Source organism: Bacillus sp. JK74, assembly GCF_053663395.1.
Genome location: NZ_JBSJQB010000001.1, coordinates 49,977 through 71,794, shown reverse-complemented (window position 1 = coordinate 71,794; position 21,818 = coordinate 49,977). Strand labels below are relative to the sequence as shown.

23 protein-coding genes are annotated in these 21,818 nt (G+C 47.6%); 5 read left to right on the top strand and 18 right to left on the bottom strand.

What is annotated here, in order from left to right; all coding sequences use genetic code 11:
* The first annotated feature begins 69 nt into the window (after positions 1–69).
* Complete coding sequence (locus tag ACWJJ5_RS00370) at positions 70–714, top strand: response regulator transcription factor (RefSeq protein WP_003152052.1); 645 nt, start codon at positions 70–72, stop codon at positions 712–714.
* Between the two features lie 21 nt (positions 715–735).
* Positions 736–1,119 carry a hotdog fold thioesterase gene (locus ACWJJ5_RS00365; protein ID WP_007613430.1) on the top strand — a complete coding sequence of 128 codons (384 nt, stop codon included), beginning with the start codon at positions 736–738 and terminating at the stop codon, positions 1,117–1,119.
* Between the two features lie 39 nt (positions 1,120–1,158).
* Here the strand turns inward: ACWJJ5_RS00365 and mnhG are convergent, their stop codons facing one another.
* From mnhG to ACWJJ5_RS00330, 7 genes are read right to left on the bottom strand one after another with little or no spacing between them, the layout of a single operon-like run.
* Entirely contained in the window at positions 1,159–1,533 is a 375-nt protein-coding gene (gene mnhG, locus ACWJJ5_RS00360; protein WP_003152056.1) for a monovalent cation/H(+) antiporter subunit G, read from the bottom strand.
* Positions 1,517–1,801 (bottom strand): Na(+)/H(+) antiporter subunit F1, encoded by a 285-nt coding sequence (locus ACWJJ5_RS00355; RefSeq protein ID WP_012118311.1) that lies wholly within the window; start codon positions 1,799–1,801, stop codon positions 1,517–1,519. Before ACWJJ5_RS00355 ends, mnhG begins: the two co-directional genes overlap by 17 nt.
* Positions 1,801–2,277 carry a Na+/H+ antiporter subunit E gene (locus ACWJJ5_RS00350; protein ID WP_071392239.1) on the bottom strand — a complete coding sequence of 159 codons (477 nt, stop codon included), beginning with the start codon at positions 2,275–2,277 and terminating at the stop codon, positions 1,801–1,803. The genes ACWJJ5_RS00355 and ACWJJ5_RS00350 overlap by 1 nt, the downstream gene beginning before the upstream one ends.
* A 5-nt stretch (positions 2,278–2,282) precedes the next feature.
* On the bottom strand, positions 2,283–3,764 hold the full coding sequence (locus tag ACWJJ5_RS00345; RefSeq protein ID WP_094247541.1) for a Na+/H+ antiporter subunit D: 1,482 nt from the start codon (positions 3,762–3,764) through the stop codon (positions 2,283–2,285).
* On the bottom strand, positions 3,757–4,098 hold the full coding sequence (locus ACWJJ5_RS00340) for a Na(+)/H(+) antiporter subunit C (protein WP_003152063.1): 342 nt from the start codon (positions 4,096–4,098) through the stop codon (positions 3,757–3,759). Before ACWJJ5_RS00340 ends, ACWJJ5_RS00345 begins: the two co-directional genes overlap by 8 nt.
* On the bottom strand, positions 4,098–4,529 hold the full coding sequence (locus tag ACWJJ5_RS00335) for a Na(+)/H(+) antiporter subunit B (RefSeq protein WP_007613424.1): 432 nt from the start codon (positions 4,527–4,529) through the stop codon (positions 4,098–4,100). The genes ACWJJ5_RS00340 and ACWJJ5_RS00335 overlap by 1 nt, the downstream gene beginning before the upstream one ends.
* Positions 4,526–6,928 (bottom strand): Na+/H+ antiporter subunit A, encoded by a 2,403-nt coding sequence (locus ACWJJ5_RS00330; RefSeq protein WP_167860383.1) that lies wholly within the window; start codon positions 6,926–6,928, stop codon positions 4,526–4,528. Before ACWJJ5_RS00330 ends, ACWJJ5_RS00335 begins: the two co-directional genes overlap by 4 nt.
* Positions 6,929–7,170: 242 nt before the next feature.
* Between ACWJJ5_RS00330 and ACWJJ5_RS00325 the strand changes: the two genes are divergently transcribed.
* Entirely contained in the window at positions 7,171–7,389 is a 219-nt protein-coding gene (locus ACWJJ5_RS00325) for a hypothetical protein (RefSeq protein WP_070082282.1), read from the top strand.
* Positions 7,390–7,433: 44 nt separating this feature from the next.
* Here ACWJJ5_RS00325 and ACWJJ5_RS00320 read toward each other — a convergent pair whose 3' ends face one another.
* From ACWJJ5_RS00320 to malK, 6 genes are all read right to left on the bottom strand, one after another.
* Positions 7,434–8,393 carry an ABC transporter permease gene (locus ACWJJ5_RS00320; protein ID WP_454022102.1) on the bottom strand — a complete coding sequence of 320 codons (960 nt, stop codon included), beginning with the start codon at positions 8,391–8,393 and terminating at the stop codon, positions 7,434–7,436.
* Positions 8,394–9,440 (bottom strand): ABC transporter permease, encoded by a 1,047-nt coding sequence (locus ACWJJ5_RS00315; protein WP_012118308.1) that lies wholly within the window; start codon positions 9,438–9,440, stop codon positions 8,394–8,396.
* The gene (locus tag ACWJJ5_RS00310) at positions 9,433–10,965 is read right to left on the bottom strand and encodes an ABC transporter ATP-binding protein (protein ID WP_070082281.1); all 1,533 of its coding nucleotides are present in this window, start codon (positions 10,963–10,965) and stop codon (positions 9,433–9,435) included. Before ACWJJ5_RS00310 ends, ACWJJ5_RS00315 begins: the two co-directional genes overlap by 8 nt.
* Before the next feature lie 141 nt (positions 10,966–11,106).
* Positions 11,107–12,180 (bottom strand): BMP family lipoprotein, encoded by a 1,074-nt coding sequence (locus tag ACWJJ5_RS00305; protein ID WP_003152075.1) that lies wholly within the window; start codon positions 12,178–12,180, stop codon positions 11,107–11,109.
* A 401-nt stretch (positions 12,181–12,581) separates the two neighbouring features.
* Positions 12,582–13,289: a response regulator gene (locus ACWJJ5_RS00300; RefSeq protein ID WP_003152077.1), complete on the bottom strand. Its 708-nt coding sequence runs from the start codon at positions 13,287–13,289 to the stop codon at positions 12,582–12,584.
* Positions 13,282–14,883, bottom strand: coding sequence for a malate sensor histidine kinase MalK (gene malK, locus ACWJJ5_RS00295; RefSeq protein WP_003152078.1), 1,602 nt, complete (start codon positions 14,881–14,883; stop codon positions 13,282–13,284). Before malK ends, ACWJJ5_RS00300 begins: the two co-directional genes overlap by 8 nt.
* A 174-nt stretch (positions 14,884–15,057) precedes the next feature.
* On the opposite strand from malK, the gene ACWJJ5_RS00290 reads away from it, so the two are divergent.
* Positions 15,058–15,615, top strand: coding sequence for a YufK family protein (locus ACWJJ5_RS00290; protein WP_007408662.1), 558 nt, complete (start codon positions 15,058–15,060; stop codon positions 15,613–15,615).
* 14 nt (positions 15,616–15,629) lie between these two features.
* Here the strand turns inward: ACWJJ5_RS00290 and ACWJJ5_RS00285 are convergent, their stop codons facing one another.
* From ACWJJ5_RS00285 to ACWJJ5_RS00275, 3 genes are all read right to left on the bottom strand, one after another.
* Positions 15,630–16,043 (bottom strand): thiol-disulfide oxidoreductase DCC family protein, encoded by a 414-nt coding sequence (locus tag ACWJJ5_RS00285; protein ID WP_014305710.1) that lies wholly within the window; start codon positions 16,041–16,043, stop codon positions 15,630–15,632.
* A gap of 21 nt (positions 16,044–16,064) precedes the next feature.
* The gene (locus ACWJJ5_RS00280; protein ID WP_014305709.1) at positions 16,065–17,939 is read right to left on the bottom strand and encodes a transglycosylase domain-containing protein; all 1,875 of its coding nucleotides are present in this window, start codon (positions 17,937–17,939) and stop codon (positions 16,065–16,067) included.
* Positions 17,940–18,028: 89 nt separating this feature from the next.
* Positions 18,029–19,273, bottom strand: coding sequence for a multidrug efflux MFS transporter (locus ACWJJ5_RS00275; RefSeq protein ID WP_032862488.1), 1,245 nt, complete (start codon positions 19,271–19,273; stop codon positions 18,029–18,031).
* Between the two features lie 150 nt (positions 19,274–19,423).
* Between ACWJJ5_RS00275 and kapD the strand changes: the two genes are divergently transcribed.
* Positions 19,424–20,041, top strand: coding sequence for a 3'-5' exonuclease KapD (gene kapD / locus ACWJJ5_RS00270; RefSeq protein WP_003152084.1), 618 nt, complete (start codon positions 19,424–19,426; stop codon positions 20,039–20,041).
* A 24-nt stretch (positions 20,042–20,065) separates the two neighbouring features.
* Here kapD and ACWJJ5_RS00265 read toward each other — a convergent pair whose 3' ends face one another.
* Both ACWJJ5_RS00265 and ACWJJ5_RS00260 read right to left on the bottom strand, forming a co-directional pair.
* On the bottom strand, positions 20,066–20,452 hold the full coding sequence (locus tag ACWJJ5_RS00265; RefSeq protein WP_003152087.1) for a kinase-associated lipoprotein B: 387 nt from the start codon (positions 20,450–20,452) through the stop codon (positions 20,066–20,068).
* Between the two features lie 47 nt (positions 20,453–20,499).
* Positions 20,500–21,783, bottom strand: a complete 1,284-nt coding sequence (locus ACWJJ5_RS00260; protein WP_077722759.1) for a sensor histidine kinase — start codon at positions 21,781–21,783, stop codon at positions 20,500–20,502.
* Between the last annotated feature and the right edge of the window lie 35 nt (positions 21,784–21,818).

Below are 21,818 nucleotides of genomic sequence, written 5' to 3'. Positions count from 1 at the left end.
CCAAATCGACTTGGCAGAAGCCAAGTCTTTTTAATAAAATGGAAATGAGTGAGTAAAAGGGAGGAAACCATGAAAAAGATACTAGTGATTGATGATCATCCGGCTGTCATGGAGGGCACCAAGACGATTCTGGAAACGGACACGAATCTTTCTGTCGATTGCCTTAGTCCTGATGCCAGTGAACAATTCGTTCTCCGGCATGATTTTTCAGCTTACGATCTCATATTAATGGATTTAAATCTGGGTGATGACATCAGCGGCATAGAGCTTTCCAAGAAAATCTTAAAAGAGAATCCTCTCTGCAAAATCATTGTCTACACAGGCTATGAGGTTGAAGATTATTTTGAAGAATCCATCCGCGCGGGCCTGCATGGCGCCATCAGCAAAACCGAATCTAAAGAGAAAATCATGCAATACATATATCATGTGCTGAACGGACAGATTTTAGTTGATTTCTCCTATTTCAAACAGCTGATGACCCAGCAAAAAACAAAAACGTCTTCTTCCCCTCAAAGTGAGCAGGATCGCTTAACCCCGAGAGAGCGCCATATTCTCCAAGAGGTCGAAAAAGGTTTGACCAATCAGGAAATCGCAGATGCGCTTCACTTAAGCAAGCGGTCGATTGAATACAGCCTGACATCCATTTTTAATAAGCTGAATGTCGGCTCCCGAACTGAAGCGGTGCTGATCGCCAAGTCAGATAACGTACTATAAATCTTGAAGGGAGAATGACCTATGAATCTGAACAATACATTGCTCGGCGCACTCGGTATTGAAATCACTGAAAACACGCCGGAGAGATGCGTGGCGGTGATGCCGGTGGATAAGAGGACGGTGCAGCCTTTCGGATATCTGCATGGGGGCGCGTCAGCAGCGCTGGCGGAGACTGTTGCAAGTGTGGGGGCCCAGCATTTTATCGACCGGTCGAAACAGGCGTGTGTCGGGCTTGAGATTAATGCCAATCATTTAAAGTCCGTGAAAGAGGGCGGAACGGTCACGGCGATAGCGGAACCCGTTCACACAGGCAGGGCAACCATTGTGTACGGGATTAACATTTTCGATGAACGAGAAAGGCTGATCTGTGTTTCCCGCTGCACGCTGGCTGTTATAACAAAATAAACAAACAGCCGGAACCCTGAATCGTCCGGCTGTTTGTTTTTACAAATATGAATCTTCTTTTCGTTTGATCACAAAGTTTCTGATCCCTTTGTAATCATCCTGAACGCTTCTTTTATCAAGCGCCGCTCCCGAATTGTACGCGGCCCTGCATATGAGGTGCGCTCCGACCGGCGCCGTCAGCAGGATAAAAATGATGCCGAGCAGTATTTTTACAGAAATTTCTCCGGTCAGCATCCACAAGTAGCCTAACACCCCGAGCAATACCAAATTAACGCCGAGTGTCGAGCCTTTTGAAGAGGCGTGGGCGCGCGTATACACATCAGGAAGCCTGAGTGTGCCGAAAGACGCGACCAGGCAGATCAGCGATCCCATCAGAATACAAACGGCGACGGCCCATTTAACGATTTCGATCATTTTCGATAATCTCTCCTTTCTCCAAAAACTTAGCAAAGGCAATCGTGCCGATAAACGATAAAATGCCAAGCAGCAGAATGATGTCCAAAAAGGCCGATGTGTTTAAGAGAATGGATACAAGTGCGGTCATGGCAATCAGATTAATGCCGATCCCATCAAGCGCGACGACCCGGTCCGGTATCGTTGGCCCTTTTATGACGCGAATGACGTACAGAAGAGTCGAAACCGCCATAATGCCGAGTGATAATTGCAGAATAAACGTAAACATCAGCGGCTCACCTCCTGAATGGCTTTCTCAAAAGAGACGCGGATGTCATGGATCGCTTTCTCCGCATCTTCAATGTCCATGGCGTGTATATAGAGAATCGACCGGTCATCGGAGATATCCATTACGAGCGTACCCGGTGTTAAAGTGATTAACAGCGAGAGCAGCGTGATCTCCCAATCCTCCGTCAATTCCGTCTTAAACGCGAAAATGCCCGGGCGGATGTTCAGTTTCGGCGATATAACGGTTTTCAGCACGCTGACATTGGCCAAATATAATTCCTTTATAAAGATCATCGCCAGTCTGATGACTGACCATATTTTCCAAATGTAAAACGGCCGCGAGAAGAAGCGCCGGAAAAAAAACAGCGCCGCCAAGCCCGCGATAAATCCGGTTATAAAACCCGCCGTGCTGAGGCTGTTTGTGAGAAACATCCAGCAAACAGCGAGAAGAACATTTAATAAAAGTTGAAAAGCCATGCCATCTACTCCTTCAAAACAGCTTCAATGTATTTTTCCGGATTCAGCAGATTCTCAGCCGTCTGATTGACATACGGCGAAACCCATTCGGTTCCGAGCCCGAACAGAAGCGACAAAAGGAGAAAAGCGGCTGCCGGATAAAGAAGTCCTTTTGCGGACCGTCCGCCTGCGCCGGGGATTTCTTTTTCTTCCCCCCAAAAAGCCGTCGTAAAAACCTTCAGCACCGAATAGAGCACAAGCAGGCTTGATACAAGAATCAATACGGAAAACAATGTTTCCCCCTTATCGAACCCGCCTTCCGCGATCTTCAGCTTGCCCACAAATCCGCTGAACGGCGGGATGCCGGCCAAAGATATGGCTGAAATAAAGAACATCCATCCTAAAACGGGATAACGGGTGATCAGTCCGCCCATTTTATGCAGGCTGGCAGTGCCTGTCAATGCGATAAGCGAGCCGGCAAGCATAAACAGCGCTCCTTTAATCAGCATATCGTGAATCAAGTAATAAACCGCTCCTTGAATGGAGGCCGGCGTGTTCATGGCAATGCCGAACAAAATCACGCCGACGGCTGTAATAATATTGTAGATGACGATTTTCATGACATCCGAAAAGGCGATAGATCCGATTACGCCGAATAGCACCGTCAGCATCGCAAGCCACATCATCAATTGGTGGGTAAAGCCCGTATCGTGAATAAAGATCAGGGTGAATACTCTTAAAATGGCATACAGGCCGACTTTCGTTAAAAGAGACCCGAATAAAGCTGAAATTGCAGCCGGCGGGGCGTAATAAGAGCCCGGCATCCAGAAATACAGCGGGAATATCCCGCCCTTTAAACCGAAAACGACGAGAAGAAGGACGCCGATCACGGTTATCAGCCCGGTCTGGCCCGATTCGCTTATTTTTACGCTTAGATCAGCCATATTCAGCGTGCCCGTCACCGCATATAAGTAACCGACGCCGATGACAAAAAACGCGGATGACACAATGTTAAACACGATATACTTCAATGATTCTCTTAATTGAATTTTCGTTCCGCCAAGCACGATCAGCATGTAGGACGCGATAAGCAGAAGCTCAAAAAAGACGTACATGTTGAACAGGTCACCCGTCAAAAACGCTCCGCTTACGCCGGCCAGAAGAAACTGCACCCCTGAATAATAGAAAGCGCGCTCCCTTTTTTCTCCGATGGAGCGGAAGGAGTACAGGATGACGAGCAGCCCGATTATGGCGGTTGTCAAAACAAGCAGTGCGGCGAGCTGATCCGCGGCGAGCACAATGCCGTACGGCGCTTTCCAGCCGCCGAGTGTCAGCGTCTGAATCCCGTGTGTGAAAACCGTCTGAACGAGAGCGGCGCTGATGACGATGGAGACACAGGAAGCGGCAGTGCTGAATATCCGCATCAGCATCACGTGCCTGTTCATAAAAATCAGCAGCACTGCGGCAAGCAGCGGCACCAGAATGGGCAATATCACAAAGTTATTCATGTTGATCATTTCCCCTCATTCGATCCATATCGTCCGTTTTCAGTTCCTGATAGGCGCGAAACGCCATCACAAGCAGGAAGGACGTGACGCCGAACGAAATAACGATCGCCGTCAGTATGAGTGCCTGCGGCAGCGGATCGACAAACGACGTGCTTTTTCCGCCCAGTATGGGAGGAGCGCCTTTTTTCAGTCCGCCCATGGTCAGGAGCAGCAAATGGACGCCGTGGCTCAAAAGCGCGGTGCCGATAATCACGCGCAGCAGACTTTTAGAAAGCAGCAGGTAGGTTGCCGCCATAAACAAAATACCGGCAATGACAGACATTAAGATTTCCACTATTCTTCCTCTCCAATCGTTTGAATAATGGTCATCGTCACGCCGACAACAACGAGATACACACCTAAATCAAACAAAGTGGCCGTCGCAAGCTCCGTATTCCCGAGCACCGGGAGATGAAAATGGCCGAATGTATGGGTGAGAAAGGGCGCTCCGAATAAGAATGAACCTGCACCCGTTGCAATCGCGATAAGCAGACCCGCGCCCGCCACATAAATAAAATTGACGGGCAAAATCGATTTAACGGTTTTTAAATCAAAGGCCAAAAGCAGCAGCACGATGGCCGAAGACGTAATCAATCCGCCGACAAATCCTCCGCCGGGAGCGTTATGCCCCGATAAAAATAAATAGAAAGAGAAAAGCAGAATGATAAAAGATACAAGTTTCGTTGCCGTCTGAAGGATGATGTCGTTTGTTTTTTGCTGTCTCAACGCTCTTCTCCCTCCTCTTTTACTTTTGTTCTGATCATGCCGTAAATCCCGAGTGCGGCGATCGACAGCACCGTGATTTCAAACATCGTGTCAAATCCCCTGAAATCAACGAGGATGACGTTGACGATATTGTTTCCTCCTCCGAGCTTATGGCTGTAAGCGGTGAAAAAGGAGGAGATGCTGTCTTTTGTTTTTTCGCTGGAAGACGCGATTCCGAGCATTGTCACGATGACGCCGACACCGAGAGAAATGATAAAATTCGTCATCCGGAATGTTCTTGTCTTCTTTTTCCGCCGCATTTTCGGCAGATGGTAAAAACAAAGAAGAAACAAGGCGACGGATATCGTCTCAATGACAAGCTGCGTGAGCGCCAGATCGGGCGCTCTGAAAATCACGAAAAACAGCGCGAGTGTGTACCCGACAACACCGAGTGAGATAATGGCCGTCAGCCGCGATTTGGCGAACACAGTCGCAATCGTTGCGCTCACCATAACGAGGGACAGCACGATTTCATACAGGCCGATCTCAGCCATGCCTTTCGCTGTCATGGAAAAGCCGCCTTTCATGACGAACGCCGCTCCGATGAGAATGATAAACGACGCAAAAATATACAGCAGATAATCCCGCAAAAATCCGGTCATATAAGATGACGTCAGCTGGTAAGATCTTTTTTCCATACTGCCCGTCACCGCATCGTAAAGCTTGTTCAGCGTCAGTTTTTTCGGAAACAGACCGTACAGACGCTCCCATTTAGACAGCGTTACGTAACCGATCGTGCCGACAATGATGATGCCGAGGGTCATCATTACCTCAGCCGTCACCCCGTGCCACTGGGAAATATGGACATGGAATGTATCTCCGCCGGTTAACAGAGCGGGATAAATGGAGTTCATCGCCGGTTCAATCAGGCTGTAAGACAAAACGTTCGGGGCAAAAAACAGACTGACGGCGCAAGCGGCAAGAATCACCGGCGAAATCAGCATGCCGAGCGGAGCTTCATGCGGCGTCTTTTCAAGCTGAGCAGATTTAGGCGCGCCGCTGAACGTTCTGAAAAACAGCTTCATGCTGTAGATGAAAGTGAAGACGCTCCCGATCCATGCGAGAACGGGGAACAGCACGCCCCACGTATCCAGGCTGAAAATATCTGCATGAGCAATCCGCAGCATACTTGTAAAGAACATTTCTTTACTTAAAAAGCCGTTAAACGGAGGGAGGCCGGCCATGGAAAACGTTCCGATCAGTGAAACGGTAAACGTTACCGGCATGAGCGCCATCAGGCCGCCGAGCCTGCGGATATCCCGCGTTCCCGTTTCATGGTCGATAATGCCGACCGCCATAAATAAACTTCCTTTAAAAGTAGCATGGTTAATTAAGTGAAACACAGCCGCGGTGACAGCCGCCGTAAAATACTCTGAATGCTGATAATGAAGCGCGGCGGCTCCTGCGCCGAGCATCGATACAATCATACCGAGCTGGCTGACTGTGGAAAATGCCAGAATCGCTTTTAAATCGGTTTGTTTAATCGCATTAAAGGAAGCCCATACCATCGTGATCAGACCGACTGAGGCAACCGTCCAAAACCAGACGGGTGAAAAAGCAAAAACCGGACTGAATCTGGCAATCAGATAAATACCCGCTTTCACCATTGTAGCCGAGTGCAGATAGGCGCTGACAGGAGTCGGCGCCTCCATGGCATCAGGCAGCCAGATATAAAACGGAAACTGCGCTGATTTCGTAAAGGCCCCCAATAACAGGAGAACCATCGCCGGAATAAAGAACGGATGGCCTGCGATAATATGCACCTGGTTAACCATTTCCCTGATACTGAAAGAATCCGTCATCAGATACAGCAGGATAAAGCCGCCGAGCATGCACAGCCCGCCGCCGACGGTAATCAGCAGTGATTTTTCCGCCCCGTAGCGTGATTTCTTCCGCTTATGCCAATACCCGATTAATAAGAAGGATGACAGGCTTGTCAACTCCCAGAACATATAAAGCACGATGACGTTATCGACGAGCACAACGCCGAGCATCGCGCCCATAAACATCAGCAGGTACACATAAAAGGGGCCGAGCTTTTCTTTGTCCTTCGATAAGTAAAAAATACTGTAAAGCGTCACCAAAGAGCCGATGCCCGTAATCAGTAAAGCGAATAACAGCCCGAGTCCGTCAATATAAACGGTATAGTTAATACCGAGGGACGGAATCCATTCGGCCGCATACCGGACGGTTTCTCCAGCCATTGTGACAGGGAGCTTGCTGATAAAGTAAACAAACAGCACAACGGGCACTGTCAGCACAAACCAGCCTGTATGGACTTGTTTTACCCGTTTATAAAGAAAGGGAACGATAAATGCAAATAAAAAAGGCGCCAAAATCGCGAAATGTAACAGCTGCAACAGAAGACCTCCTTTGCTTGTTTTTTCATCAAGCAACTGCTTTATGTAAGAATGAATCAATCAATTCACGGTCATAGGACCCAGTACAAATTATATCGCACTTTTTTTTACCCTGCTACGGCATAATGTATTCCTCTTTGTGTTTTTGTGGTCTTTTGAACCCAAAATAAATTTATCAAATATCCGGATCTTTGTATATACATTTCTTTTTCAGATCAAGCTTTACAAAAGGAGCTGGTCAGATGAAGAGAAAGGCGGCGGCTTGTATTGGAATATTTTGTTCTATTATTGCAGGAACATTCATAGCAGATGATTTCTGCAAAACGCGGCAGCAGACGGAGGCAGATGATTGGGAGCGTTTTTTTCTCGGTGCGGAATACGCAGAAGACAAGCTGAGTGCGGCTGAATCAATGCAAACGCCGTTTCAGCCGCGTGAGTATATCAGAATCGTATATAGATGAAAAGAGTTCCGGCACCAGGGTGCGGAACTCTTTTTGTGTGGCAATCAGCGTTTTCCTTTAATATAAGGGATGCCGTTGGCTTTAGGCGCATCCGCGCGGCCGATGAAGCCGGCAAGCGCGAGAATGGTCAGAATGTAAGGAGCCATCAGCATGTATACATTCGGAATGTCTTTGAACAGGGGCAAAAGCGAGCCGATAATGCTCAAACTCTGCGCAAACCCGAAGAACAGCGCAGCCCCGAGCGCGCCGATCGGATGCCATTTGCCGAAAACCAGCGCGGCGAGAGCGATAAAGCCTTGTCCGGAAATGGTGGAGTGCGTGAAATCAAGCGCGATCGTGGAAGCATACACACCGCCGCCGAGCCCGCCGAACAGCCCGCTGATCATGACGCCGATATAGCGCATGCCGAACACGTTGATTCCCATCGTATCGGCCGCCATCGGATGTTCCCCGACAGAACGGATGCGGAGGCCGAACGGCGTTTTGAATAAAATAAACCAGGAAACAAAGGCCAGTACGATGGCTAAAATCGACGTATAATATACGTCAGAAAAGAAAATCTTTCCTAAAACCGGAATATCGCTTAACACGGGAATGTTCGTTTTGTAAAAGGGCTCCGGGATTTTATCAGTCTGCGCTTTTCCGTAGATCAGCTTGACGATAAACAGTGTTGCTCCTAACGCGAGCATATTGATCGCCACACCGGTTACCGTCTGATTGGCGCGGAAAGAAACCGCGGCAGCCGCGTGGATCAGTGAGAACAGTCCGCCGGCAATCATAGCCGCAGCCAAGGCGAGCCACGGAGCGGCGGCGCCAAGCTCGCGTCCGAAAAATAAGTTGAACATGACGCTTGTAAAGGCGCCGATAATCATCAGTCCTTCAAGACCGATGTTGACAACCCCCGATCTTTCAGAAAACACGCCGCCGAGAGCGGTTAAAATAAGCGGAGCCGCATATACGAGTGTTGCCGGGACAATAATGGATAAAATCTGCAGGAAGTCCACTTACTTCGCCCCCTTTTTCTTCAATTTATCAAGGATGAGACGGATGGCGTAGCTTGATGCCACAAACAAAATAATAATGGCGATGACGATGTCAACGACTTCAGAAGGCACCCCGGATTCAATCGGCATATTTAATGCCCCGACTTTAAGGCCGCCGAGAAGACATGCCGCCAGAACAACGCCGATTGCCGTGCTGCCGCCGAGAAGCGCAACCGCAATGCCGTCGAAGCCGACGCCGGTAAAGGCGCCCTTAACCGCCGCATATTGAAAGGTTCCGAGTCCTTCCATCGCGCCGGCAAGCCCTGCGAAGGCGCCGGAAATCATCATGGCGTACATCATATTTTTTCTGACGCTCATTCCGGCGTATTGTGCGGCGTGCTGGTTAAAGCCGACAGCCCGGAATTCAAATCCGCTTTTTGTTTTATGAATGATAAACCACATGAGGACTGCCGCAAACAGAGCGATCAGAATGCCCCAATGAAGGCGGGAGTAATCTGTCAGCTGCTCTAAAAACGGGGAGCGGAGCGACGCGCTTTCATGAATTTTGTCTGTTTTGTCCCGGTGGTCCGTCATGACATCGGAAATGAGATAATTGGTTAAATGAAGAGCGATATAATTCATCATGATCGTGACAATCACTTCGTGGACAAAAAAACGGGCTTTTAAAAATCCGGGAATCAGGCCCCAAATGCCGCCCGCAGCCGCAGCCGCCAATAATGAAAGCGGAAGGTGGATGTAAGCGGGGGCGTCAAAGGAAGCGCCGACCCACACCGCGGCGGTCCAGCCGACAAGGAGCTGTCCTTCAACCCCGATATTAAAAAGGCCGGTCCGAAATGCGAATGCCACGGCCAATCCGGACAAAATATATGGCGTAATCTGCCGGATCGATTCCCCGATGTAATACACTTCACCGAAAATGCCGCTCCAAAGAGCCGAATACCCGCTTACGACATTGTAGCCGCTGGCGAGCATGATGACCGCACCCGCAGCTAATCCAAGGATGATCGCAATCAGCGGCACAGCCAGATGAGAAAGTCGATTAATCATGTGTTTTCCCCGCCTCCATTTGCTTACTACCCGCCATTAAAAGTCCGAGCTCCTGCTCGTTTGTTTCAAGCGGATTGACGTTTGCGATGATGCTGCCTTCAAAGATGACGGCGATGCGATCGCTGAGATTCATTATTTCATCAAGTTCAAAAGATAACAGAAGCACCGCTTTACCGGCATCACGCTGCTCAATGAGCTTTTTATGGACGAATTCAATCGCGCCGACATCGAGTCCCCGCGTCGGCTGGGCCGCAATTAAAAGATCCGGATTTCTGTCCACTTCCCGGCCGATAATGGCCTTTTGCTGATTCCCCCCGGAGAGAGCGCGCGCAGGCGTATATTCATCAGGTGTTCTGACATCGTATTCTTCAATCAGGCTTCGCGCTTTGTCATAAATCGTGTGTTTATTTAATATGCCGAAAGAAGAGTAAGGCTTTTGGTAATAACTTTGCAGTACGATATTTTCTCCGATCGGAAAATCAAGGACGAGCCCGTGTTTATGCCTGTCCTGCGGAATATGCCCGATTCCTGCTTCAGTGACTTTCCTGGGCGGCATGTTTTGGAGCTGTTTGCCGTTTAACATGATCGTGCCGGCATTTGTTTTTCTGAGACCTGTAATGGCTTCAATTAATTCAGACTGGCCGTTTCCGTCAACGCCCGCAATGCCGACGATTTCACCGGCTCTGACAGAGAGGGAGAGCTGTTTGACCGCCTCAACGCCGCGCGCGTCTTTCACCGTTACATCAGAAAGCGAAAGCACTTCCTGTTTTGGTTCGGCCGGCTGTTTATCCGTCTTGAATGACACTTCGCGTCCGACCATAAGGCTTGCCAGTTCATCTTGATCCGTATGTGCGACATCAAGTGTTGTAATGCCTTTTCCTTTCCGGATGATGGTGACACGGTCGCAGACTTCCATAATCTCTTTTAATTTGTGGGTGATGAGGATAATTGATTTTCCTTCATTGACAAGATTTTTCATAATCTGAATCAGTTCTTGAATTTCGTGCGGAGTCAGCACCGCGGTCGGCTCGTCAAAAATGAGAATGTCGGCGCCCCGGTAGAGGGTCTTTAATATTTCCGCCCGCTGCTGCATACCGACGGAGATATCGGCAACTTTGGCTTCAGGATCAATGTGCAGGCCGTAACGGTCGGAAATATCGCGCACGTCCCGGTCGGCGCGCTGTCTGTCAATTCGGCCGAAAGTTTTCGGTTCTTTTCCGAGAATGATATTTTCTGAGACGGTAAAGGTATCCACAAGCATAAAATGCTGGTGTACCATCCCGATGCCGAGATCGTTGGCTTTGTTCGGGCTGTTGATGTGAACGCGTTCGCCACGCACCCGGATCTCGCCTTTTTCCGGCTGATACAGGCCGAATAAAACGTTCATGAGTGTCGATTTTCCGGCGCCGTTTTCACCGAGAAGGGCGTGTATTTCGCCTTTTTTCACTTGAAGCGTGACGTCATCATTGGCGACGATTCCGGGAAATTCCTTGCGTATATTAAGCATTTCAATGATATAATCCACCGATTTGTCGCTCCTTTTCAGAGATACTTTGATGAGAAAGAGCTTGGCAAAAGAAAAGCTGCAAGAGATGCAGCTTTTCCTTCACCGCTCTTTTCAAAAAAGAGAGGGGATAAGCACGGAAGTCTCCTTATCCCCTGGTTCTTACTCAGCCTTGAAGGATTTCAATTCTTTTTCAGTTGAAGGGATCTCGAGTCCGTCCGCGATTTTCTTCTTCCAATCGTCTGTTGCTTTGATGACATCGTCAGAAAGGTTCTCCTTATGATCCGAGATGCCGACTGCATCTTGCGCCAAACCGTATGTTAATGTTTTGCCGCCCGGGAATTTACCGTCACTCGCTTTTTTCGTTAAGTCCTCCACGGCAGTATCCACTTTTTTGACCATTGATGTGAGAGTGACATTGTCTTTTGTGCCTTTGACTTGGCCTTCCGCGTACTGGTCTTTATCAACACCGATAACCCATACGTTCCGCTTCGGATCTTCTTTTTTCAGATTTTTCGCTTCTGTGAAGACGCCCGTTCCCGTTGCGCCGGCCGCGTGATAAATGACGTCAACGCCTGATTTGTACATGCTTTCAGCCGTCGCCTTGCCGACATCGGCTTTGTCAAACCCGCCCGCATATTTCACTTCGACGGTCGCTTTCGGATTTGCGGCTTGTACACCCGCGCGGAAGCCGATTTCGAATTTTTTGATCAATTCAGACTCCATTCCGCCCACGAATCCGACTTTTCCCGTTTTGCTCGATAGCGCAGCGGCCGCTCCCACGAGGAATGAGCCTTCCTGCTCTTTAAATGTAAGGCTCGCCACGTTGTCTTTTTTGACAACGGCATCAATGATCGCAAAATGTGTGTCTTTGCGCTGATCGGCGATTTCGCTGATGGAATCCTGCATCAGATACCCGACGCCGTAAATCAGGTCAAAGTGTTCCCGCGCTAATTTATTTAAGTTCGTTGTATAATCTGCATCTGATTTTGATTGAAGATAGTCAAAACCGCTTTTGCCTTTTGTAAGCCCGTTGTCTTTTCCGAATGCCTGGATGCCCTCCCAGGCGGACTGGTTAAATGATTTGTCATCAACACCGCCGATATCCGTTACCATGCCGACGGTAAAGTTTTTGCTGCCGGAGCCGTTTGCTTTGTCACTTGAACCGCATGCGCTTAATATGGTTCCGGCCGCTGCGATGAGCGCCATCGCCATTCCGATTTTGCGTTTTTTCAAAGATATAACCCCCCTGTAAAATATGGCTGTGCCGTTCAATTCAGATTTGAGTCCCCGTGCCGGATGCAGAATCGAAAAAACTTTCTGATAATAATGATGAGACGTCTCTCTTTTTCCCGCCTTGAGCGGCTGTCTCTTCCGGGTTCGGGACTTATGACTTATCTGAAAAGATCTGCTAACCAATCATAATTTATCATTTTACCCGCCATAAATAAATAGAAATTTGCTTATTTTTTAAAAAATATCAATTTTATGAATCGGCTTCCTCATCTGGTTAAAACAGAGGAGGATCAGCCGGGTCATTATCCTTATATAGCATATCAAAAAGGAATCTCAAGCCTTTTGTCACGGGATATGACAGTAAAAAAGCACCGTTCACAGCGAAACGGCGCTTTTTGACATTATAAATATTGTTTGATGCTGCTGACATTGCCGGTGTTGATATGATATTGAAAGACGGGTCTGCCGATCGTGCCGTACGCCATCTCTACATTCAGCACTTGTATGTCTTCCAGAAATTTAAGGTATTTCCGGATGGAGACTTGCGAGATTTCAGTATGCTTGGCGAGATCTTCCGTGGTAAAAGAGCCGTCGCCGAAAGACTCAATGCTCGCCCAGATGAGTTTAAGCGTGCTCTTTGTCAATCCCTTCGGAAGGTGAACCTTTTCCGCCGCTTCTTTCTTTTGAAAAAGCTCGGCATCCAATTCTTTCTGTGTCATGCTTCTGTGTGATTGATAAACTTTCTGCTTGCGTCTGTAGTCGGAAAGAGCGGTTTGAAAGCGGTCAAATTCAAATGGTTTGATTAAATAATCGACGGCGCCGTACCGAAGCGTTTTTTTAATGACGTCCAGCTCGCTTGCGGCCGAAATGACGATGACATCAACCGATTCATTCTGCTTGCGGATTTCCGTTAAAAGCTCAAGCCCGTTTTTTCCCGGCATGTAAATGTCAAGAAGGATGAGATCGATATGATGCTCGCTCAGCACGTGCAGCGCGCTTTGAAAGGATGATGCGATCCCTTTCAGCTGAAATCCTTCAATCTGGCTGAGATAGCGTTTATTTAATTCACCCACCATGGGGTCGTCTTCAACTATGAGTACATTAATCATCATTTTCCTCCTTCGGTTCATACGGAATGCGAAGACTGAAAGTCGTTCCTTCATTCTTTTCACTTGTCACAATCATATGGCCTTTTAAATTTTCTGTTGCCTGCTGGGTGAAATAGAGGCCGAACCCCCGGTTTGTCCCTTTTGTGGAATAACCTTGTTCAAAAATACGGGCTTGGTCTGCCGCAGACATTCCGGCTCCCGTATCCGTAATCTCTATATCAAGCTGGCGATCCTGAAACCGCATCGAGCACGTAATGTTTTTTTTCGGCATCTGCGCCACTGCGTCGAGCGCGTTGTTTAACAGGTTTCCGATAATCGTAATGAGCTCATGGATGACGGCCGGATCCGCCGCATTCGGAATCAGGCTGCCGAGCTGAATGTCCAGATCAGCGCCCTGCTCGCGTATGTAGCTTTGTTTTCCCAGAAGAAACCCTGCGAGAACCGGACTTTTGACATCACTTATAATCTCGCTTGTTTCCGTCTTCTGCTGAATGGCAATGTCTTTAATGTAAGTGCCGAGATCATCGTATTCTTTTAACTGGACAAGCCCTAAAATGACATGAAGCTTATTCATGAATTCATGAGACTGGGCTCTTAATGCGTTTGCATACATTTTAACACCGGACAGCTGTTCTGCTAAATGTTTGACCTCCGTTTTGTCCCTGAACGTGGCGATCGCTCCGACGGTTTGTCCTTTCAGATGAATCGGAACTTCATTAAAGACCAGCTCAAGTCCGTTAATGCGGATATCCCTGTCCTGAAGCGGTTTTTTCGTTTCAATCACCTGTTTCAGCCGGCTTTTCGGGAGAATATCGTTCACATCTTGATCGACCGGATTAGTCGGAATACCCATTTTAATAAAAAGCCGTTTCGCTTCCGCATTGGCGAGCTTTATTTTTCCCCGCGCGTCAACCGCCAGGATGCCTTCCTTCGTTGATTCGAGCATGGCGCTCCGCTCTTCCAGGAGGGTGGCGATTTCATAAGGCTCAAGACCGTACATAATGTTTTTGACGGTGCGGGCGACAATCACGGCTCCGATGACGCCGACAAAAATACTTACGCAGATGATGAAATAAAGCGGTCTCAAACTGTGGCTGACGACATCCTGTATTTTGTTAAGCGAAATTCCGACCGAAACGACGCCCACTTGTTTTTTATCTTTTCCATAGATCGGTACGAAGGCTCTCATGGATTTTCCGAGAGTGCCCGCTGATGTGCTCGTTTTGATATGGCCGTGCATTGCCGGCTGTTCGTCTCCGCCGGTGAATTTCTTCCCGATTTTATTTGCGTCGGGATGGGTGAGGCGGATGCTGTTCATATCCATCACCACGACAAATTCGGTTCCTGTCGTATGCTGGACATCCAGTGTATAATTCCGGAGCTCTTTCAGCCCTTTTCTTGTTTGCAATGCCTGCGCGACACTCGGTGTTTCCGCGACCAGCTTTGCGGTGCGCAGCGCGGTTGTCCGTTCTTCTTCTTTCACGCGGTCTGCGGTCTGGACGCTGATCGTGAAAAAGGTGATACAAAGTGCGATAAGGACGACAATACAGACGAATATCGTTAATCGGGTTTGCAATTTTAATGTTTTTTTCATAACAGCCTTCCTTACGTTTATCATTCCCGCGTTCTACTTTACTCCGAAAAAGCCTGTTTGTGAAGATCAGGCCCTTATTTCGTAAAAGTGAGGAAAAATGGAATTTTTTATCTTGTCAATGTGTTTTAAGTCCTCCATAATAAGTGAGGTAGATTACAGAAAGGGACTTTTTATATGAAAAATACTTATTGGACGGGTTATTTTCCGCTCGTTGCGATTCTGCTTTTTAGTTCGTCATTATCCATTTCTACCTCGCTTTATGTCATGAAGATACTTCAGACGCTCGGCATGTATCAGGGGATGCTGGATTATTTCTCTGAGAAAGGGATCAGACTGGCGCTTTTTGCAGCGTTCGCCCTTGTGTATTTTATGCTTTTTTCGGCTTTGAAGCTGATTGCAAACACAGTGACAGAGCTGTCTCTTTTGTTTTTCACAAATGACCCTGAAGGGGACAATCTGAAAAAAATCAGATTAGGCTCTTTAATTTATGTAGGCGGAGGAATTCTTTCCTTTGCGCTCGTGCAGAATGGTTTTTGGATTGCGGCGTTATTTGCCGTTGTTACGCTCGTTTATTTGATTTTCATGGTGTACAGAATCTATTCGACACTCTCGATCGTTTCGCTGATCGGTTTTATATTGCTTGAGATTCTGTTTTGGTTTACTTTTGTTATCGGTATTTTGTACATCTTTATCAAGCTTTATAATAGCATAATGGCTAGCTTACCTGTGTAAGCTAGCCATTTTTGTTAAGACAGAAATCTGTTTTTGATCTCAGGGGAGGGGAGCATGCATGCTTCCCTTTTTCCGAACCATTTGTAACGGCGCCGGGCGATGAAAGAATAGGCTCTGTCCCTGAGGGGGCGGGGCACTGCGAAAAAAACCGCTGACAGCCGCCAGGCTCCGCGGAGATGACGCGAAACCTTTAACACGGCTGCGGATTTTTTGTATATCCGCCCGTTTTCGATGAAAATCATGCTGTCAAATTGTTCTGTCGGAAGTCCTTCTGATGCCAAAAGCTCCCGGGCGGTATCTGATTGCAATGATGCAAATGAGATTTTGCCGGCCGGATCGCGTTTAATGATGAATTGAACGGCGCCGCTGCATAAGTTGCAGACGCCGTCAAACAAAAGCACGCGGTCCGGAAGCTGAGCTGGTTTCAAAGCGGATCCCCTCCGTTATCTTTAATAAGCTGCCTGCAGCGTGTTTTTCCAGATCGAAAGCTGAGGGCTTGCGTCATGAAGGTATTCGACGCTTGACGGTGTATCCTTGCCGACCCATACCCCCATCGTATAAGCATCCGTCAGGCCGACAAACCACATATCGTGATAGTCATTTGACGTTCCTGATTTTCCGCCGACGTACGGAGCTTTAAAGTTCGCTTTCTTTCCTGTTCCGCTTTTGACGACGGCTTTCATCATTTCTTTGATCTGCATGTTGGTCCGCACGCTGAATACCTGCGCCGGCTCATCTTTCCATTTTAATATCGTTTTTCCTTTTAAATCAGTCACTTTTGTAATCGCGTGACTCGGCGTATAAACGCCGTTGTTGCCGAACGTGGTGTACGCATTGGTCATTTCAAGCGGCGTCATGCCGTTTGTAAAACCGCCCAGCGCCGCAGGCAGACGGTAATCCGCGCTGACCAGCTTCGCGAAATGAAACGGTTCAAGGTAGCTGAACGCCTTATTAACGCCGACGCGGTCCATGATTCTGATGGCCGGTGTGTTGTACGAGTATTTAAACGCCGTTTCCAGCGTAACCGTGCCGTACGTGCGGTTATTATAGTTCTGCGGGCAGTAATCCGCACTGCAGAATTTGCTTGCGTCAATCTTGCTGTGTGGCGTTGCGCCGGTCTTTTCAATGTAAGGTCCGTAATCAAGCAGCGGCTTAATGGATGAACCGGGCTGTCTGTATGCTTGATAGGCGCGGTTGAAATCATATTTATGATAATCTTTCCCGCCTGAAAGCGCGATAATCTGATGTGTCTGATGATTAATCACGGCCGCTCCGCCCTGGACGCCTGCATACGGCAGATTTTGATTCACTTGGGCGACGACCTGGTTTTGCATATACGGATTCAGCGCCGTATAAATCTTCACGCCGTCTTTTAACAATGTGCTGACTCTGTCGGAAAGCTCACTCTGTATTTTTTGTTTCGCCTTTCCGGAAGCTTTTTCAAGACGTTTGTCATAGCCTTCGGATGAGGAAACAAGCTGTGTGAATTCATCATTTACATAGGAAACATAGTCAGGATATTTATTTGTTTTTTCGTTTATATCAAGCTTGATCTTTTCCTTTTCGGCTTTTTTCAGCTGTTTCCCGGATATAACGCCTGCTTTTTTCAATCCGTTAAGCAATCTGACTTGTCGTTTTTTCGTATAATCAAAATGCTTGAGAGGATCATATAATGTAGGGTTATTAGGGATGGCGCAGATAAAGGCCATCTCTCCCAAAGTGAGAGATTTCAGCGGCTTGCTGAAATAAAATTGTGCCGCCGAACCGACACCGTATACACCGTTATTAAAATAAATCGTATTTAAGTAGCCTTCTAAAATCTCATCTTTGCTGTATTTTTTCTCAAGCTGATAGGAATAGGCCAGCTCCGTCAGTTTTCGGCTGAAGGTGCGTTCATGGCTTAAATACACATTCCTTGCCAGCTGCTGGGTGATGGTGCTGGCGCCCTGGTCAATTTTATGATCTTTGAAATTGGAGGCGGCCGCCCTGACCATCCCCATAAAGTCAAACCCTTTATGCTCATAAAAATGGCGGTCTTCAGAGGTTAAAAACAGCTGTTTTACCTCATTCGGTATTTTATTAAAGGGCACGATCACGCGGTTCTCATGATCGCTGACAATCTCAGAAACAAGGCTTCCGTCCCTGTCATACATGTAACTGTTTTGAACCAGGTTGATCGCTTTTAAGTCAATATGTTTATCGAGCACCTGATCAAAAGGCTTGATTTGTTTTACCTCTTTGCCGGAAGCAATAACTGTAAATGCACACAACGGGATAATGCCGAGCAGCAAAATCCATCCGATTATTTTACGTACCATGGTCACTCTCTTTTCTCCTGATTTCTAGCCATATCGTATCATTCTTTTAAGAATACGAGAAGGTTAAATTTAGAAGAAATCGTGATCGCTGCCGGTCAGCCCGCGTTTGACGCTGTATCCTTTTGCAGATGTCCCGCCATCCATAAAAGCCCCGCGCCTATTAAAAAGAGAAAGGCGGTGACGTAGAAAGCAGCCGAAATAGAAAAACCGCTTGAGACCGCACCTCCGAGCAGAGGGCCGAGCACGTTTCCGAGAAAACGAAAGCTGACGTTATAGCCGAGCACCTCTCCCTGGATGCTGCCCGGCGCCCTGACGCGGATCGCGGCCGTAATGCAGGGGAGCGTGCCGCCCATGACCATGCCGAACAGAAATCTGAAGACTAACAGAATGGAGAGGGAGGAGGCGAGCGCCTGCGGAATAAAAAACACCGCTGAGGCAATCAAAAGCACGATTAAGATCCGGCTGTGGCCGAAGCGGTCGCCGAAGTCCCCCCATTTCCGGGCAAGCAATAAGCTTCCGAGTCCGGTCGCTGAAAACGCCATTCCGGAGAAAAAGGCTAAATTAACAGGTCCGTGCAGCTCATTGACATATAAAGCGAGCAGCGGCTGGATGCTGAAATTGCCGGTCTGCACGATCATGGTAAGCACCATCATCGCCCAAAGCGCGGGCTGGTGAAAAATATAGGAGAGCACCTGTTTTCTGGAATAGGTTTTCCGCTTGTTTTGTTTCTCGCCGAGCGGCTGCTCATTCACCTGAAATAAAACGAGAAGCACGGATACGAAAATAACAAAAGACGTAATAAAAAATGTGTACGTAAACCCGAAGCTGTCAGCGAGCAGCCCGCCCAGCATCGGTCCGAATAAAGTGCCTGACACCTGACCCATCTGCAGTGTGCCGAGCGTTTTCCCGGCAGTCTCTTTCGGCGTCTGCGCCGAAATCATGGCAAGCGATGTCGGAACAAAGCCTGTTACAAGGCCCATAAGCAGCCGCAGGACAAACAGCTGATAAACCGATGTCACAAACCCCATCAATAAAATGCTGACGGCAATGCCGGTGCCTGTGATCAAGAGAATTTTTTTGTAGCCGCGCTTATCGCCGAATCTGCCCCAAAACGGGGAAATCACAAACGCCATTAAAAACGTGACGCCGAACACATACCCGCTCCATCTCTGCACATACCCGCCCGAATGGGGGCTGATCGTTTCGATATATAACGAAAGAAACGGAACAATCATGGTCATGCTGGCGGAAATAAAGAAATTTGTAATCCAAATGACGACGAAGTTCTTCTTACGGACAGAAATAACATCACCTTCTTTAATTTTCGTGTGTCTAATCATTAGTATATAGGAATGAATCCGGTATTTGTATTTTCGATGCGGATATAGGAGAATTCATTATTTTTAGAAAATGAAGAAAGTTTCAGAGGGGAAACTGATATACTATCATAAAATATCATTTTTGATCGGAGGAAAGGCAGGTGTAAAAAAGTGGATCAGCGCAGTCTGCTCATTATTGATTTTGAATTTACGATGCCTGACGGAAAATACAGCCCGCAAAATTTCTTTCCTGAGATTATTGAAGCGGGGATTGTCAAGACGGTGAATGATGAAGTGACTGAAACGTTTTCGAGTTATATCAAACCGAAAAAATTTCCAAAGCTGACGAAACGATGCAAAACCTTTCTGAACATCACCCAAAAAGACGTGGACGGCGGAATCACGTTTAATGAATTCATCCGCAAATTAAATGAGCTTGATCCTGATAAAAACTGCACGATCGTCACCTGGGGCAATATGGATATGAAAGTGTTAAAGCAAAATTGCATGTTTAACCACATCCCTTTTCCGTTCAAAGGAGAACTTCGGGATCTGTCCCTTGAATACAAAAACTTCTTCGGCGACAGAACATTGACCGGCCTTTGGAAAGCGGCGGAAGAGTATGGCGATAAAGGAACGGGCACGCATCACAAAGCGCTGGATGATGCGCGGACGACATACAAATTATTCAAGCTTGTCGAGCGGGATAAACAATATCTTGAAAAACCGAAACCTCCGACGATCGGTGATCGCGTCGATCTGACTGAACTGTTTCGCCGGGCCACATAAAAAAACCCAATCATGCCGACTGGGTCAAGTTCTTTTAAAATAGTCACGCTCTAACGCGGCCAAGTTGGCGAGCGAACGTTCCGCCCATTCTGAGCCGTCCGCTGTAAGCTGATCTTTCAGCCGGGCAGACGCCGCTTGTAAGGAAGCCGTATAATCAGGAACTTCGCCATCAAACGGTTTGACCATCTGATGCGGTATGTTTGTCTGTTCCCCGAATGCAAGCGCTCTTCTTTCATGAAAGAACGGAACATCCGCCTGCTTCGGATGATGAAGATCTCCTTGAGCGGGATGCGTCAGAACGGCTTTAATTTTCACTAAATAGTGATTGGGCCTGACGTCTGTCACTTCCCCTATGTATGCTCCTGTTTTATAAAACCCTTTTACGATTGTGCCGATTTCAAACGAATTCATAGCGTTCACCTCTCTCTAGTTATTCTATAAAAGATCAACGCGATTGGCTAGTGAACAGCTGCCGGAAGCCTGACTGAAGCCGTTGTGCCCGAGTACTCGCCGCTGGTGAAATAGACGGAGCCTTCATGATGCTGAATAATCGAGAATGTCACGGTAAGCCCGAGCCCGGTGCCGTTCGTTTTCAGCGTATAATACGGTTTGCCGAGTTTCTGCAGTTCTTCATCGGACATGCCGATTCCGTTATCCGTAATCTGAATGAGAATCATCTCTTCCTGTTTTTGGACGGAGACCTCGATTCGGCCGTTTTCAGAGGGCACGGCTTCAATACTGTTTTTAATCAGGTTAATGAAGGCCTGTTTCAGTTTTTTTACATCGCCGAACACATATAAATCAGGCTCGCTTTGAACAGTCACGGTCACCGATTTAAAATTGGCATAAGACTCCATTAAGGAACCTGTTTCCTTTACGAGCAGAGAAATATCAAACTTTTCTTTTTCATAGTCATCCTGCTTCGCCATATCGAGATAATTCGTAATGATCGTCTGAGCCCGGTCGAGTTCGGACAGCACAAGTTTCTGATATCCGGAGTGGGATTTGTCCTGAAGCTGCTCGCCGCTGAACAGCAGCTGCACAAAACCTCTGACGACCGTAAGCGGATTGCGGACTTCATGGGCGACGCTTGCCGCAAGCTCGCTGACGACGGCCATTTTTTCTGAGTGAATCAGCCTTGCCCGCATGGACGCATTCTCATCGATGATCTCAATCAAATAAATGCACAGCAAAAGGGCGCTGACTTGAAAAAAAACGGATACTGCCGCCTCATAATAAACGGAAGATAGATTTTGAAAATTGAAAATATTGGTCGCGGAATAGATGAAGACAGATGCGGTTAATAAGGCGGTTTCAGTGCAGCCGATGAGAAGAGCGAAAAGCAGTTTCTTCCGCTTTGAGAAAAAAGGCCATTTCGTTTGGAGCTGGATAGGGATGATGATTAAAAAAGGAATTAAGGATAAGAAAAAAAGAGCGGAAGGTTCAAACCATATGAGCTGAAAAAAAACGGATGCCGCCCCTGCGGCAAGTCCTGCTGCGGTACCGGAATAAAGCAGGCAGACGATAATGGGAATCAGCTGCAAACCGTAACGGACGGAATGAAGCTCCTGGATGGGAAAAGCCGTACATAATAATGAAGATGACGCTGCAAATACGGCGACCAGCAGGCGGTTCGCTCTCGGTACAAGCAAATCGGGCTTGCTGAGCCAGAAGACTTGATAAAGAAAAATAGGGAATAAAATAAAAGAGAAGTGAAGCAGGTAATCCTTTACAATCTCCATTTATGCGAAATCCTTTCCTATGTAAATATGAATCT